At 59.9% G+C, this 15,061-nt stretch carries 16 protein-coding genes and 1 tRNA gene; 13 read left to right on the forward strand and 4 right to left on the reverse strand.

The genetic code is table 11. The features are described 5' to 3' along the window. Positions 1 to 11 precede the first annotated feature (11 nt). Positions 12 to 1,268, reverse strand: coding sequence for an RsmB/NOP family class I SAM-dependent RNA methyltransferase (locus AC5EFR_RS16960; RefSeq protein WP_493576951.1), 1,257 nt, complete (start codon positions 1,266 to 1,268; stop codon positions 12 to 14). An 88-nt stretch (positions 1,269 to 1,356) separates the two neighbouring features. On the opposite strand from AC5EFR_RS16960, the gene AC5EFR_RS16965 reads away from it, so the two are divergent. Continuing rightward, complete coding sequence (locus tag AC5EFR_RS16965) at positions 1,357 to 1,551, forward strand: DUF1674 domain-containing protein (RefSeq protein ID WP_493576952.1); 195 nt, start codon at positions 1,357 to 1,359, stop codon at positions 1,549 to 1,551. Between the two features lie 118 nt (positions 1,552 to 1,669). Here the strand turns inward: AC5EFR_RS16965 and dapB are convergent, their stop codons facing one another. After that, positions 1,670 to 2,485 carry a 4-hydroxy-tetrahydrodipicolinate reductase gene (gene dapB, locus AC5EFR_RS16970; RefSeq protein WP_493576953.1) on the reverse strand — a complete coding sequence of 272 codons (816 nt, stop codon included), beginning with the start codon at positions 2,483 to 2,485 and terminating at the stop codon, positions 1,670 to 1,672. An 86-nt stretch (positions 2,486 to 2,571) separates the two neighbouring features. Here dapB and rbfA point away from each other — a divergent pair, with 86 nt between their 5' ends. The 7 genes from rbfA to nadC all read left to right on the forward strand — a co-directional run bounded on the left by rbfA (position 2,572) and on the right by nadC (position 9,454). Continuing rightward, positions 2,572 to 2,967, forward strand: a complete 396-nt coding sequence (gene rbfA / locus AC5EFR_RS16975) for a 30S ribosome-binding factor RbfA (protein ID WP_299921217.1) — start codon at positions 2,572 to 2,574, stop codon at positions 2,965 to 2,967. Between the two features lies 1 nt (position 2,968). Further along, complete coding sequence (locus AC5EFR_RS16980; protein ID WP_493576954.1) at positions 2,969 to 3,721, forward strand: phosphodiester glycosidase family protein; 753 nt, start codon at positions 2,969 to 2,971, stop codon at positions 3,719 to 3,721. 32 nt (positions 3,722 to 3,753) lie between these two features. After that, positions 3,754 to 5,100: a TldD/PmbA family protein gene (locus tag AC5EFR_RS16985; RefSeq protein WP_493576955.1), complete on the forward strand. Its 1,347-nt coding sequence runs from the start codon at positions 3,754 to 3,756 to the stop codon at positions 5,098 to 5,100. Beyond that, on the forward strand, positions 5,087 to 5,860 hold the full coding sequence (locus AC5EFR_RS16990; RefSeq protein ID WP_493576956.1) for a 3'(2'),5'-bisphosphate nucleotidase CysQ: 774 nt from the start codon (positions 5,087 to 5,089) through the stop codon (positions 5,858 to 5,860). Before AC5EFR_RS16985 ends, AC5EFR_RS16990 begins: the two co-directional genes overlap by 14 nt. 96 nt (positions 5,861 to 5,956) lie before the next feature. Next, positions 5,957 to 7,036, forward strand: a complete 1,080-nt coding sequence (nadA, locus tag AC5EFR_RS16995; protein WP_493576957.1) for a quinolinate synthase NadA — start codon at positions 5,957 to 5,959, stop codon at positions 7,034 to 7,036. A 7-nt stretch (positions 7,037 to 7,043) separates the two neighbouring features. Beyond that, entirely contained in the window at positions 7,044 to 8,609 is a 1,566-nt protein-coding gene (locus tag AC5EFR_RS17000; RefSeq protein ID WP_493576958.1) for an L-aspartate oxidase, read from the forward strand. Further along, the gene (gene nadC, locus AC5EFR_RS17005; protein ID WP_493576959.1) at positions 8,606 to 9,454 is read left to right on the forward strand and encodes a carboxylating nicotinate-nucleotide diphosphorylase; all 849 of its coding nucleotides are present in this window, start codon (positions 8,606 to 8,608) and stop codon (positions 9,452 to 9,454) included. Before AC5EFR_RS17000 ends, nadC begins: the two co-directional genes overlap by 4 nt. Positions 9,455 to 9,456: 2 nt before the next feature. On the opposite strand, the gene AC5EFR_RS17010 is transcribed toward nadC, so the two are convergent. Further along, the gene (locus tag AC5EFR_RS17010; RefSeq protein WP_493576960.1) at positions 9,457 to 10,212 is read right to left on the reverse strand and encodes a hypothetical protein; all 756 of its coding nucleotides are present in this window, start codon (positions 10,210 to 10,212) and stop codon (positions 9,457 to 9,459) included. Between the two features lie 206 nt (positions 10,213 to 10,418). Between AC5EFR_RS17010 and AC5EFR_RS17015 the strand changes: the two genes are divergently transcribed. The 3 genes from AC5EFR_RS17015 to lpxK are packed head-to-tail and all read left to right on the forward strand — an operon-like array spanning position 10,419 to position 12,858. After that, on the forward strand, positions 10,419 to 10,658 hold the full coding sequence (locus tag AC5EFR_RS17015) for a DUF4170 domain-containing protein (RefSeq protein WP_099243209.1): 240 nt from the start codon (positions 10,419 to 10,421) through the stop codon (positions 10,656 to 10,658). Positions 10,659 to 10,663: 5 nt separating this feature from the next. After that, positions 10,664 to 11,866 (forward strand): 3-deoxy-D-manno-octulosonic acid transferase, encoded by a 1,203-nt coding sequence (locus tag AC5EFR_RS17020; RefSeq protein WP_493576961.1) that lies wholly within the window; start codon positions 10,664 to 10,666, stop codon positions 11,864 to 11,866. Next, on the forward strand, positions 11,866 to 12,858 hold the full coding sequence (lpxK, locus tag AC5EFR_RS17025; RefSeq protein WP_493576962.1) for a tetraacyldisaccharide 4'-kinase: 993 nt from the start codon (positions 11,866 to 11,868) through the stop codon (positions 12,856 to 12,858). Before AC5EFR_RS17020 ends, lpxK begins: the two co-directional genes overlap by 1 nt. A gap of 4 nt (positions 12,859 to 12,862) precedes the next feature. Here lpxK and AC5EFR_RS17030 read toward each other — a convergent pair whose 3' ends face one another. Then, positions 12,863 to 13,717, reverse strand: coding sequence for an N-formylglutamate amidohydrolase (locus AC5EFR_RS17030; protein ID WP_493576963.1), 855 nt, complete (start codon positions 13,715 to 13,717; stop codon positions 12,863 to 12,865). A gap of 149 nt (positions 13,718 to 13,866) precedes the next feature. Here AC5EFR_RS17030 and AC5EFR_RS17035 point away from each other — a divergent pair. After that, positions 13,867 to 13,941, forward strand: a tRNA-Val gene (locus AC5EFR_RS17035). Further along, positions 13,941 to 14,153 carry a type B 50S ribosomal protein L36 gene (ykgO, locus tag AC5EFR_RS17040; RefSeq protein ID WP_366944220.1) on the forward strand — a complete coding sequence of 71 codons (213 nt, stop codon included), beginning with the start codon at positions 13,941 to 13,943 and terminating at the stop codon, positions 14,151 to 14,153. Before AC5EFR_RS17035 ends, ykgO begins: the two co-directional genes overlap by 1 nt. The last annotated feature ends 908 nt before the right edge of the window (positions 14,154 to 15,061 follow it).

The following is a 15,061-nucleotide window of genomic DNA, read 5'->3' on the forward strand; positions in this document are numbered from 1 at the left end:
GCCGATGCGGCTTATTTCTTTTGCAAAAGCGCCATGTAGAAGCCGTCGAGACCGCCAATTTCAGGCCAAAAATCGGGACGTAGACGCAAACCGCCTTCTTCGGACAACCAGCTCTCTTCGATCCCGTCGATCTCAGGTTTCAGAACGCTCATGTCGTCGTGTCGGCTTAGCGCCTCTTCGATCTGGCACTCGCCCTCGTCCGGGATCAGGCTACAGGTGGCAAAAACCAGCCGACCGCCGGGTTTGAGCAAGGACCACGCGTGATCAAGCATCGCTTCTTGCAAGCCGATCAGTTCGGCGATTCGCTCTCCGACATGGGAGTGCGGCAAATCAGGGTGACGCCGGATTGTGCCAGTCGCCGAACAGGGCGCGTCGAGCAAAATCGCGTCATAGCTGCCCTCGTGGTCAAGCGCGTCGCCGGGCACCATATCGGCACTCAGATCGGTGCGTTTGAGGTTCTCGCGCACCCGTTTCAAACGTTGCGCCGAGAGGTCGAGCGCGGTGACATCCGCCCCGGCAGCGGCCAGTTGCATGGTTTTCCCACCCGGCGCGGCGCACATATCCAACACGCTTTTACCCGCCACATCACCCAAAAGTTTCGCCGGAAGCGCAGCGGCGGCATCCTGCACCCACCAATCGCCGGTCTCATATCCGGGCAACGCCGAAACCTGCCCAACCTCATGCAAACGCACCGATCCGGTGGGCAACAATGTGCCATCCACTTGTTTGGCGAGCGCCTCGGCATCGCCTTTGGCGGTCAAATCTAACGGCGCCCCTTTGAAATGCGCGGCCTCCATCGCGGTAACGGTTTCGCTTCCCCAAGCTTCAACCAATGGCCCTCGAAGCCACTTGGGCAAGCGCGGCACCCGCAATTTGTTCCAAGCCTCTTCGCCATCGACGGTCATTTTGCGCAAGACCGCATTGACCAATCCCTTGGCCCCTTGGGTGTGCTGGCCGACGGCGGCGACATTGACGCAATCGCTCACCACGCCATGGGCCGCGCCACCGTGACATAGCTCATAGGTGCCAAGGCGCAGGATGTTCATCACGCGGGTTGTTGGTTTCTTGCGCAGATGGTGTTGCAGCAAACGATCCGCCCGCTCCATCCCGCGCATGACCTCGGTGGCCAAACGTTGCGCGGCGGCGCGATCGGCCGGGCTCAACCTTTCCATAATCGCGATATTTTCGGACAACGGCCGCCCGTCGTCCAAAACCTGATCCAAAAGATCGACGGCGGCTTTGCGGGCTGGGCTGGGCTGTTGCGGCATGGGCATTCCTAAGTGGCTGCGCGGCAGGGTCACCTTGCCCCTGCGCTGAAGCGCCGTATATCAAGGCCACAAAGCCGAGGAAAGCACCATGTCCGATACGCCCAATGATCTCCCGCATGATCTCCCACCCGCCGCGCAACGCGCACTTGCCGAAGCCGCCGAGCGGCGTGCCAAGCAAGAGGCCAAGGAAAACGCCACCCCCAAGGAATTGGGGGGGCGTGATGGGCTTGACCCGGCCCGCTATGGTGATTGGGAAAAAAAGGGCATTGCGATAGATTTTTGAGCGATCGATTTTTGAGCGATCGACTTTTGATCGCAACGCCACCCACAGCTCCTGCGCTCTGAACGAAGCGCAGGGGTGGGCGGGTGGGCTGTGCTTCTTTCGGAGCGCAGGAGCTGTGTCAGCCCTTGAGGCCAAGCACATCCAGCATATCATATTCGCCCGGCGCTTTGTCTTGCCCCCAAAGCGCGGCTTTTAACGCCCCGCGCGCAAAGAGCGAGCGATCAGACGCCATGTGTTTGAGGGTGATGCGTTCGCCCCCAGTGGCAAAAATCACTTCATGTTCGCCAATCACGTCGCCGCCACGAATGGCGTGAAACCCGATATCACCCTGTTTGCGTGCCCCGGTTATACCATCGCGCCCACGGTCCGACACCGCGTCAAGATCAACGCCGCGCCCTTCGGCCGCCGCCACGCCCAGCATCAAGGCCGTGCCAGAGGGCGCATCAACCTTGCGATTGTGATGGGCTTCGACAATTTCAATGTCCCAATCGACGTCCAAGGCCGCAGCGACCTGCTTGGTCACTTGCGTCAATAGATTGACCCCAAGGCTCATATTGCCCGCGCGCACAATCACCGCATGACGCCCCGCCACATGGATCTTTTTCAGATCCTCCTCAGACAATCCGGTGGTGCCGATCACATGCACCGCCCGCGCCTGTGCCGCCAATGCTGCAAATTCAACCGTTGCCGCGGGTGCGGTAAAATCAATCACCGCCTGCGCTTTGGCAAAGGTGTCTAGCGCATCATCGCTTACCGCGATGCCCAATTCCGCACCGCCCATCGCCGTGCCAAGGTCACGACCAACCCAGTCATGCCCCTTGCGCTCAAGCGCGCCTGCCAGCCGCAATTTGTCATGCGCCAGAATTTCACGCACCAACATCTGGCCCATCCGGCCAGATACGCCTGTCACCACTACGCCCGGGGCTTGCGTCATCGTATTTTCTCCATTCGCTGTTATTCGCCTGCATACCTGCCTTGGCCCGCTTGGCAAAGGGGGCCGATGGGCTTAAGTCTGACCACATGGCAAAAAACAGATCCAAAGAACAAACCGGCCCCCGTCAACGCCAACTGCGCGTTGCGGAACTGATCCGGCGTAAACTCTCCGAAACCCTGCTGCGCGGGGAAATCCATGATCCCGACCTCAACAGGCTCAACCTGACCGTTGGGGATGTCCGCGTGTCCCCTGACCTGCGTGTTGCAACGGTTTACGTGGTCCCGCTTGGCGGCAAAGGTGGCGATGAGATGAACGCCATCCTACGCCGCAACAAAGGCGAGCTGCGTCGTGCCGTCACCCATGGCCTTAGCTTGAAATTCGCGCCCGAGCTGCGCTTTCGTCTCGACGATACCTTTGATCAGATGGATGAAACCCGGCGTCTGTTCGAAAACGAAGACGTCCGCCGCGATCTGGATAAATAACATGGTCGCCTTGCGTTCCTTCCTTGCGGGCCTTGCGCTTGCCCTAACCTCTGCCACGTCGGCGGCGGCGGTGGAGTGCGAACGCATGGAGCATCAGGGCAACCGCTACACGGTGTGCACCGTGTCACCCGACACCGAATCCTTACGGCTGTTTTTGAACGACAATGACGGCAACCCGCTTGGGTCGTTTGAAAACGTCCAACTCAAGCTGCGCGGGCTGGGGCGGCAATTGGTCTTTGCGATGAACGCAGGCATGTATCACGAAGATCGCAGCCCGGTTGGCCACTACCTTGAAAACGGCGACCAAGAGATGCGGGTGTTGTCCGGGGCTAGTCCGGGCAACTTTGGTCTCTTGCCGAACGGGATTTTGTGCCTGCGTTCGGGGCGCGCCGATGTGATCGAAACCCGCGCCTATCTTACCCGCAAACCGGGCTGCCAACACGCCACGCAATCGGGGCCGATGTTGGTCATTGACGGCGAGATACATCCAAGGTTTTTGAAAACCAGCACCTCGCGCTATATCCGCAACGGGGTTGGCACGGCGGACAAGGGCACACGCGCGGTTTTTGTCATTTCGGACAATGCCGTCACTTTTTACGAATTCGCAGAGCTTTTCCGCGACAAACTCAAAACACCCAATGCGCTGTTTCTGGATGGCAATGTCTCGCGCCTCTATGCGCCCCAGCTTGGCCGGTCCGATACCGGGCGACGGATGGGGCCGATTGTCGGCGTGTCGGTACCCGCCACCAATTAACAAACAGCCCCTTTTTGAACGAGGATCACCAGATGCCCGCCTCCCCTCTCGACCTCACTCAGGCTTTGCTGGGTGCCGCCAAGAAAGCCGGCGCAGATAGCGCCGATGCCATTGCCCTAAGTGGCACTTCGATCAGCATCGACGTGCGCGATGGCAAGCTGGAACAGGCGGAGCGTTCGGAAGGCCAAGACATCGGATTGCGGGTGTTTGTCGGCCAGCGTAGCGCGATCGTCTCGGCCTCGGATACACGGCCTGAAACCCTACAAACCATGGCGGAACGCGCCGTTGCCATGGCCCAAGAAGCCCCCGAAGACCCCCATGCCGGGATCGCCGACCCGTCGCAATTGATCACGGATTGGGACACCGAGGCGCTAGAATTGCACGATCCAAGCGCCGAACCCGCCCCCGAGGCCCTTCAGGATGACGCCCAGCGCGCCGAAGCCGCCGCCGCGGCACAAGCGGGGATCACGCAGGTGCAATCGGCCTCTGCCGGTTATGGGTCAACCGATGTGGCGATCTCGGCGTCAAACGGGTTTGCAGGTGCCTATCGGCGCACATCCCGGTCGGTGTCCTGTGTCGCGATTGCGGGCGAAGGCCTTACGATGGAACGCGACTACGACGGCGATGGCCGGGTGTTTCAATCGGAATTGCGCAGCCCCGAAGAGATCGGGCTAACCGCCGCCACGCGGGCCTTGGCACGGATGAACCCACAAAAGCCCAAAACCGGGGCCTATCCGGTGTTGTTTGACGAACGGATTTCGTCGTCTTTGGTTGGCCACCTCATGGGGGCCGCCAACGGCAGCGCCATTGCGCGTGGATCGTCATGGTTGCTTGGACATGCGGAGACTCAGGTGCTCCCCAAGGGGATCGACCTTGTCGAAAACCCGCACCGGCCCCGCAAAACCGCGTCGCGCCCCTTTGATGCCGAAGGTCTGCCAACCCGAGTGCGCAAGATCGTTGACGATGGCACCTTGACCGGCTGGACGCTTGATTTGGCCAATGCGCGCAAACTTGGCCTGAGCTCAACCGGGAATGCCGCGCGCAGCGTGTCGGGTGGGGTTTCACCGGCGTCTTGGAACCTTGAATTGACCCAAGGCAGCGCGACACAGGCCGAGTTGATGGCGCAAATGGGCACCGGCCTTTTGGTGACGTCGATGATCGGGTCAACCATCAACCCCAACACCGGGGATTATTCGCGCGGGGCCGCAGGCATTTGGATCGAGAATGGCGAACCCGCCTATCCGGTGTCGGGCGTGACCATCGCGGGCAACCTGCGCGACATGTTGGGGTCACTCATCCCGGCCAATGACGCGCGCCCATGGCTTACCTATGTGGTGCCATCGCTTTTGGTCGAAGGAATGACCCTTGCCGGCGAGTGACCTAACCTTATTGACCGAAACCGCCCGCGAGGCCGGGGAACTGGCCCAGAGTTTTGTCGGCGGTGAGTTGGACATTCAGCACAAAGAAGACAATGCCGGGCCGGTCACCGATGCCGATTTGGCGGTCAACCGCTTGCTTGAGGATCGTTTGCGCAACGCGCGCCCCGACTACGGCTGGCTCTCGGAAGAAAGCCCCGATGACAGCGCTCGTCAGGCCAAAAAGCGGGTGATCATTGTTGATCCGATTGATGGCACCCGCTCGTTCATCGAAGGCGGACGCACATGGTCGCATTCACTGGCCATTGTTGAGGATGGCATCCCCGTCGCAGCGGTGGTCTATTTACCGATGCTTGAGCGGCTCTATAGTGCCTCTTTGGGTCAAGGCGCGCGGCTCAACAGCACCCCGATTGGGGTGAGCCAGACGCAGGCCCCCGATGGGTCAAACGTCTTGGCCACCAAGCCAAGCCTTGAGGCACGGTTTTGGCCAAACGGCATCCCCGATCTGACCCGCCACCACCGCCCATCTTTGGCCTATCGGCTTAGCCTAGTGGCCGAGGGGCGTTTTGACGCCATGTTTACCTTTCGACCCAGCTGGGAATGGGACATCGCCGCCGGGGCGCTTATCATGTCCGAAGCGGGCGCACGGGTGACAGACCGGCGCGGCGCGGCGTTGAAATTCAACAATCCAGTGCCGCAAACCGACGGTGTTTTGGGCGCAAACCCCACATTGCACGCGGCATTTCTTGACCGTTTGGTCTGAAAAACGCGGGTTTTTCACGGTTTTGCGTCATATCGCACCAAGTTTCCCCGCGACATGGCGCAGGGGGTGGGATTTCCTGTCATAACTCTGTAACAGATGCGCAATCCAACACTCGGAGACCAGCCGTTGCTAGATCTTACGCATGTTCGCACCACCCTTTCAGAGCATTATGACCTGACTCCGTCGCCCGAATTGGCGGCGTCGATGCAGGACATTTATGCACGTATGGACCGGGTTGTGCCCCCCCCCGACTGGGCCATCTATGCCCCCTATGTCAAAGCCATCAATGCGCTCAAAAAAGAGCGCAATGCGGTGATCTTGGGCCACAACTATATGACGCCGGAAATCTTTCACGGCGTGTCCGATTTTGTCGGCGACAGCCTGCAATTGGCAATGAAGGCCCAGGACGTCGAAGCCGATGTGATTGTGCAGGCCGGTGTGCATTTCATGGCCGAGACCTCGAAAATCCTCAGCCCGTCCAAAACCGTGCTGATGCCGGATATGCAGGCAGGTTGTTCTCTGGCCGAAAGCATCACCGCCGAGGGCATCGAAGAGATGCGCGCCAAATATCCCGGCGCGCCGGTGGTGACCTATGTGAACACCACAGCCGAGGTCAAAGCCGCCTCTGACATCTGCTGTACCAGCTCAAACGCCGTCCAGATCGTCAACGCGATGGAAAGCGACACGGTCATCATGACGCCGGACCAATATCTGGCCCAGAACGTCGCGAACGAGAGCTTTAAGAACGTGGTGTATTGGCCCGGTTCTTGCATTGTGCACGAACAATACACCGCCAAAGACCTTCGGGATTTCCGCGAATGGAACCCCGGCACCCGCCTGATTGCGCACCCTGAATGCCCGCCCGATGTGGTGGCCGAGGCCGATTTCAGCGGCTCGACCAGCGGTATTTTGAAATACGTGCATGATGAAAAGCCTGAAAAAGCCATGCTGATCACCGAATGTTCGATGGCGTCAAACATTGCCGACGAGCTACCCGAGGTGGATTTTGTCGGGCCGTGCAACATGTGCCCCTATATGAAGAAAATCACCTTGGAAAAGGTGCTTTGGGTGCTGCACACGATGGAAAATCAGGTCGAAGTCGACGCTCAGGTGGCCGACAAAGCCCGGCTCAGCGTTCAGCGCATGATTGATTTGTCGCGCAAACTGGGCCTTTAAGCACGTCATGAAAACCATCTCGACCGACCGGATCGTCATCATTGGCGCAGGGCTTGGCGCGCTTTATGCGGCGCTGAAACTCGCCCCGCGCCCGGTGGTGATGATCTCGCCCGAGACGTTGGGCGAAGGCGCAAGCTCGGCCTGGGCGCAGGGTGGCGTGGCGGCGGCGATGGATGCCTCGGACAGCCCCGACAACCATGCGCGCGACACAGTGAACGCCGGGGCCGGAACGGTTGACCCTTTGGTGGCCGATCTGGTGACCCGCGAGGCGCGCGACTACATTCTTGATCTCACCACCCTTGGCACGCCCTTTGATCGCACCAAGGACGGCGGCTATGTTCTATCGCGCGAGGCGGCGCATAGTTTTGCCCGCGTGGTGCGGGTCAAAGGCGATCAGGCCGGGGCCGAGATCATGGCCGCGCTGATCGACCAGGTCCGCAAAACACCGTCTATCCAAGTGCTCGAAGGCACTATGGCCGTGGATCTTGAAACAGACGGCGACCGGGTGACCGGCGTTGCCATTCAAGACGCGTCATCGGCGCGATCTAAACCTGTGATGCTTCGTGGCGCGGCGGTGTTGCTTGCCGGTGGTGGCTCGGGCGGATTATTCGCGGTGACAACCAACCCGCCCCGCATTCGTGGACAGGTGATTGGCATGGCGGCCCGCGCCGGGGCGTTGATTTCGGACGCGGAGTTTGTGCAATTCCACCCTACGGCGATGGATGTCGGCGAAGACCCGGCCCCCTTGGCGACCGAAGCCCTGCGCGGTGAAGGCGCGGTTTTGATCAACAAAAACGGCGAGCGGTTTATGCAAGCCCTGCACCCGGACGCCGAATTGGCCCCACGCGATGTTGTGGCGCGTGGAATTTTTGCCCAAAGCCAGATGGGCAATCGCCCGATGCTCGACACCCGCGAGGTGCTTGGCGAAGCGATCAAAGACCAATTTCCAGCCGTGGCCGAGGCCTGCGCCCGCAATGGCATTGACCCGGCGATTGAGCCGATCCCGGTGGCCGCCGCCGCGCATTACCACATGGGCGGCATTGCCACCGACATGCAGGGCCGCGCGACGTTGGACGGGCTTTGGGTCTGTGGCGAAGCGTCATCAACCGGGTTGCACGGCGCGAACCGACTGGCCTCAAACGGCTTGCTCGAGGCTTTGGTATACGCCCGGATCTGTGCCGAGGGGATTGCCGATGAGGTGGCCCAAACGCCGGCTGATCCGGTTGTAATCCCCTTTGAAAACGACGGTACCGCCCCCGACCCCACCGCCGTCACCACATTGCGCGAGACCATGACCGCGCATGTGGGCGTGGTGCGCAACGCGACCGGGTTGCGCAAGGCGCTTTGCATCATTGACAGGCTGGAAAAGGCCCATGGCAACAGCCCGTCGTTCTTAAATATGTGCGCCACCGCCACCTTGATCGCCGCCGGTGCGCTTGCCCGTGAAGAAAGCCGCGGAGCCCATGAGCGCGACGATTTTCCCGAGCCAAAACCGGGACCGGGCCAACGGTCACAGGTTTATCTATCGCAGGCGCTCGCCCTTCGGGCGCAGGTATCAAAGGACATGACATGAGCTTTGCCACCGTTCCCGATCTGGTTCTAGAACCGATGATCCGCAATGCCCTTATGGAAGATCTCGGCAGCTATGGCGACGTGACCACCCGCGCCGTGATCCCGGCGGACACGCGTTATGATGCCCGTTTGAACGCCCGCGAAGACGGTGTTGTGTCTGGCATGCAAGTGGCGGCAATTGCCTTTCGGTTGGTTGATCCGGATTTGCAGATCGTCACCCATATTGGCGACGGTCAGTCTTGCAACAAGGGTGATACCTTGATGACAATCAAGGGCTCTGCCGCCTCAATCCTCTCGGGCGAACGGGTGGCGTTGAACTTTGCTGGGCGTTTGACCGGGATTGCCACCAAAACCGCCGGGTTTGTTGAACGGGCCACGGGCACCGATGCCCGCATCACCTGTACCCGCAAAACCACCCCCGGTTTGCGTTTGGTTGAAAAACTGGCGGTGCTGCATGGCGGTGGGTTCAATCACCGCTATTCGCTCTCGGATGCGATTCTGATCAAGGACAACCACATTGCCGCCGCCGGGGGCGTGCGTGCGGTTCTTGAGGCCACCAAATCCCATGCCAGCCACATGATGGCGGTGGAGATCGAGGTCGACACGTTGGAGCAACTGATCGAGGTTCTTGAGGTTGGCGGCGCGTCGGTTGTGTTGCTGGACAACATGGATAACGATATGTTGCGCGAAGCTGTGGCCATGGTCAGTGGCCACATGACGACCGAGGCGAGCGGCAATGTCACCCTTGATCGCATTGCTTCGATCGCTGCAACCGGCGTTGACTACATTTCATCTGGCGCGCTGACCCATTCCGCCAGAACCCTTGATTTGGGTTTAGATTTCTAAGCCTACCCGCCGGGCGCAATCACGCTAATCACCGTATAGGGCAATGGTGCCGCCACGCTTGGGGCCACCGTTGGCAAGGCCCGTCCGCGCGGTGCCAAAACCAAAGCCTCGGGGGCGATGGTGCTGCGCTCGGCCTGAATCTGATCAACAATCTCACGGTGTTCGGGGCTAAGGTGTTGATCCTTACAAACCCCTTTCTTTTGCCACAGCGCATGGGTGACCGCCCCGGCGGTGAAAGACGGCACAACCCGCTTGGACACATCATCAGACCCATGTTCCAACGCCAGCGTCTCAATGGTTTCCGCCATCAAATAGGCGCTTTCGGCAAAGGTCATGTTGCGGATGTTGCGCATTTCGTCGGTGATCAAATCGTCCGGCACGCTGCCTTCGTCGTTTAGGCATTTGCGCGCCACAAAGGCCCAATCGTGGATGACATAGGCCGGACCATAGGCCCATGCGTTGAACCCCGGAAGGTTTTGCGCCCCGCGTGGAACCGAGCCGCCATCGGTATAAAACGCCTCGGGCGTGATGACTTCGGTGCCCGGCGATGGGTTGGCTTTGGGGTTGCGGACAAAGCTTAGTTCGGCGCCCGGAATGGGCACATAGATGAAACTCCCGTCGCCATAGCCGCTATTGGCCCCCGATCCGACCCAGACAACCACCGCCTGCCCCTCAAACTCACCGGGAACAACTTTGGTTTGATCCACATGGCCACAGGCGCACAGCAACGCCGGCAAAGCCCAGACAGGCAGTCTCATCAAAAGGTCCTCATGCAAATACGTCCCGCAAATATTTACTGACCTTAAGGCAGAATCGGACATTCCCCTAGAGGCGACCCGAATAAGGGCGCACCCGCCTTCGGCTTGACCCTGACGGTGCATCCTCTAGGCTTGCTGCAACCGCGAACACCCGCACAGACTCCGGCCCGAAACCGGAACCGACCCAACAGCCCGGAAGGATTTCCATGCAACGGCTCCACCTTGTTTTTGGCGGCGAATTGACCGACCCGTCGACCACCGTTTTCCGCAACATCGACGAGATCGACATCGTCGGCATTTTCCCGAATTACGAGGCGGCCTTTAACGCCTGGAAAGCCGCCGCTCAGCGCACGGTCGACAATGCCCATATGCGTTATTTCATTGCACATCTGCACCGCTTGCGGGACGAAGAACAATCTGCGTCCTCCACTGAGGAACTGGGTTAAGCCCTGTGTCGCGCCGCGCGTTATCGCTTGCCGCCTATTTGGCCTATGCGCGCGGCGGCACGCCCCCAGAGATCCCCCCCCTACCCGACCGCCCCTCCGGTCCGGTTATCTGGGCCTATGCCGAAACCCACGAACAGGGCCGCGCGCTGGCAAGCCTTTGCGCACGCTTGCGTGGCCTTCGGCCTGAGATCACGGTTTTTGTGTCCGGTCGGATGCCCGAGCGGGGCGATTTGGCACCTGTTTCGCTCCCTGCTGAGACGGCTCCGGACTGTTACGCCTTTGCCAAACAGCTAAGGCCCGATGTGGTGCTTTGGGCCGGGCGTACGCTTAGGCCCGCTTTGTTGGACGCATTGGAACAACACGATGCGCATCTCATTGCGCTCGATGCTCAGGATCGGTTGTGGCAAACCCCTGCCCCGCGCTGGATGCCCGACCCAAGCCCAGCCACCTTGGCCCTGTTTGATAGTTTTTACACTGTGAACTCCGACGCGAACCGACGCTTGCGTCGATTGGGAATTGACCGTTCCCAGCTGCGCAAAAAGGGGCCGTTGATCGACAATGATCCGCCCCCCACTTGTGATGACCAACAGCACGAAGAATTGGCTGGCCTATTGTCGGGGCGTCCCGTCTGGCTCGCGGCTCACCTAAACGGGGACGAGGCAAGCGATGTTTTGCGCGCCCACCGCATCTCATCCCGCCTTGCACATCGGCTGTTGCTCATTCTCGTGCCCGCCAATGAAGGCGACGCCCCGCGGATGATCACCGAGGCCGAAGCCCTTCAATTGCGAGTCTGTCAGTGGGATCAGGGCGAAACCCCAGATGAACACACACAGGTTTTGATAGCCGAAGGCCCCGAAGAGCTTGGCCTTTGGTATCGTCTTGCCCCTTTGGTGTTTCTGGGCGGGTCCTTGGCCAATGGGCATGGCGGGCAAGACCCGTATTTGGCCGCAGCCTTGGGGGCTGCAATCCTCTATGGCCCCAATGTCGGCAAGCATGTGGACGCCTATTCGCGGCTTGTTGATGCGGGGGCAGCCCGGATTGTGCGTGATGCCGATAGTCTGGCGGCGGCCGTGTCGCATTTGGTTGCGCCGGATCAAGCGGCGGTTATGGCCCATGCCGGTTGGGATTTGGTGTCCTCTGGCGCGGCCCTTGTCGATGCGGTCCTGTCTGAGATATGCGCTCACCTTGATCACATAGGAGAGCAGTAATGCGCCCGCCCCGTTTTTGGCTCACACCGCCCGACGCCCCGGCCTTTCGGGCGCGGCTGCTCGCTCCTCTGGCGGCCCTGACCGCGCGGGCCACGGCCCGTCGTGTGGCCCAAGCCCCTGAGTTTCAGGCCGATATTCCGGTGATATGCGTCGGCAATATCAACGCGGGTGGCACCGGCAAAACCCCAACCGTCATTGCCTTGGTCCAACGGCTGATCGACCGAGGGCTTTCGGTGCATGTGGTGACCCGCGGATATGGCGGATCGCTTAGCGGCCCGGTCGAAGTCGACCCTCGCAACCACACAGCCGAACAAACCGGCGATGAGCCGCTTTTGATCGCGGCCTTTACCCGGACATGGGTGGCCAAAGACCGCGCCGCCGGGGCCCGCGCCGCCCAAGACGCCGGAGCGCAGGTGATTGTGTTGGATGACGGGCTACAAAACCCCAGCGTGGCCAAGGGTTTGACCGTGGTTACCGTGGATGCCGTTGTTGGCTTTGCCAATGGGCGGTGTTTGCCTGCCGGCCCCTTGCGCGAACCGATCAGCGCCGGATTGGCGCGCGCCGACTTTGTTTTGTCGATTGGACCGGATGCGGCCCAGTCCCGCTTTGCCAAGACTTGGGCGCCCGCCCTTACCGTACCGCATCTGACCGGCAAGCTTGAACCGCTGCAAACTGGGATGGATTGGACCGATCTGCCGACGCTGGCCTTTGCCGGGATCGGGCATCCGGAAAAATTCTTTGCGACATTGCGTAGCCTTGGGGCGGATTTAAAACGCGCCGAAGCCTTGGCCGATCACCAACCGCTCTCGCCCGCCTTGCTGACCCGGCTTGAAACCGAGGCAAAACTATTGGGCGCGCAGCTTGTCACCACCGAAAAAGACGCGGTGCGATTGCCGCCTGAGTTTCGCCCCAAGGTTTTGGTGGTTCCGGTGCGGTTGCAGATTGCCGACCCGGCCCCCTTGGATCAGGCGCTTGATCGGGTGTTGAGCTAGCGGGCTACTCCGCCGCCATCCGACCCGCGCCGCGCGGACCGATCGCCGCCAATTCCGCCACCACGCCCCGCAAGAGTTTGCGAAATTGGTGAAAGTTGTTGTTGGGGCGCACCGCGCGTTCATCCATGTAGACCGAGCGATCAATTTCAATCTGGATCGCATGTTGGTTCTGCGACGGGCGGCCATAATGCTGGGCAATATAGGCCCCTGCAAAGGGCGCATTGCGCGCCACCCGCAACCCCGTCCGCTCAAAAGCCGCCTCGACCTGATCAACGATGTCAGACGAAGCCGAGGCCCCGAACCGATCGCCGATCACAATCTCCGGTGGCTTGCTTTTGCTGTTGCGCACCGCTTCGTGGGGCATGGAATGGCAATCAATGAGGATCGAACTGCCAAATTGTGCGCGCGATTGCGACAGCAGGTCCGCGAGCTTGGCATGATAGGGGCGCCAGATCCGGGTGATTCGGCGCTCGGCCTCGGACATTGGGAGTTTACCGCGGTAAATCGCACGCCCATTGGACACAACGCGCGGCACAACCCCAAGACCGGAGGCAATGCGCGGATTATGGCTGCGCTTGCTCACCCCTTCGATCAGGGCCGGATCAAGCTCGTCACAGGCGCGGTTGAGATCAACATAAGCCCGCGGGGCACCGGCGCGCAAAAATGCCGCACCAAACTGGGGAACACAGTCAAAAAGCCTATCTACAAAGGCATCTTCGGAAGATCGGATGGTATGATCGTCCAAAACCGTGCCCCGCAGGAACGACCACGGGTAATCACGGCCACTATGGGGCGAGGCAAATACAACGCATGAGGTAAAAGCGTCGGGTAAATGCAAGTGATATGAAGTACTGGGCATCACGTCTTCCTTTGGAAACAACATAGCCTGAAAAAAACCTCTATCAAAAGCCCTTGATCCCAGTTCCGACTCCTTTTATAGACCCGGAACCGGCGCGGTGATCCGCGCCCCGTTTTATTTCGGGGCAACGAAATTCGCGAAGGCCATAGGGGCGATTAGCTCAGCGGTAGAGCACTTCGTTGACATCGAAGGGGTCACTGGTTCGATCCCAGTATCGCCCACCATGGAATTCACCGCCTTCTGGTTCGTAGCGGACCACAAGGTTGCAGCAACACTGGCGCTCGCGCGCCGCGATAGAGGAGAGACCATCATGAAGGTCGCAAACTCGCTCCGTTCGCTCAAAAAGCGCCACCGCGACTGCCGCGTTGTGCGCCGCAAGGGCCGCGTATACGTCATCAATAAGACGCAGCGCCGGTTTAAAGCTCGCCAGGGTTAAGCCCCGGTCAGTTTGACGGACACCCCGATTTCGGGACAGTGATAAAACCGCAGGCTCGCGTCTGCGGTTTTTCTTTTGTATGGATTGAAACCCAATCGCCCCCCCTCGCACAGCAACCACAAGAGCCTCTGCGCTCATCAGGTAATGTGGTGTTTTGATTGCGAGCTGTTGAGAGCCCCCCCTAGCCCAGCTTTTAGGACAAAGTTGGCGATGCTATGCTGCGGTTCCCTCTGGCAACAGCAATGTCTGCTATCGCAGCCAATAGTCTAAACCGCTCAATATTTTTGGGTATCGCCGCGCCACAAACCTCTGGAAAACTGTCAAAAAAGAACTGAGACCAGAGCCGATTTAGGTTAGCACGCGTGCCCCATCGGGTTGATTGTACTAAGAACGTTTCCGACACGATCATCCTTCTGGCAAGCAAACTCCCCGGTATCCTCGGCCTCCAACTTTCTTGGTACGAGACGGCCGATGCGGTGGTCGACACGCGACAATAGTTGCCCCGTTCAAGTTGGCGGGCATCGAAACAATCTCTTCGCCTGTGGCTGCAATCGAAGCCGACATACCAGGTGCAATCGTTACGGACCGGGCACAAGTCTCCGGATTGGCCTCATTCGACAAGCACAGTCCTACGACGAGAGGAAAGTCACATGTATTGGCCACCTCTCTCGGCCCTGAGTTTCCAGTCATACCGTCAGTACAGGCGTTTACATCTGCGCGCAGAGAGGCATCCTGATATTTGCCTGTCATTGTATCCAAAAGCGGTGGCAAACCAAACATCGCCACCAAACCCACGCCAAAACCGGCCCAAAGTGGCACCCGTCGCGACGCGTCTTTTCGCTCAAAAATGAAAAGGGCGGCGCACGAGAAAAACAGGCCAATGAAGACCGCGCCTTCGGTTATGCGCC

The sequence above is a fragment of the Pelagimonas sp. genome (assembly GCF_058892305.1).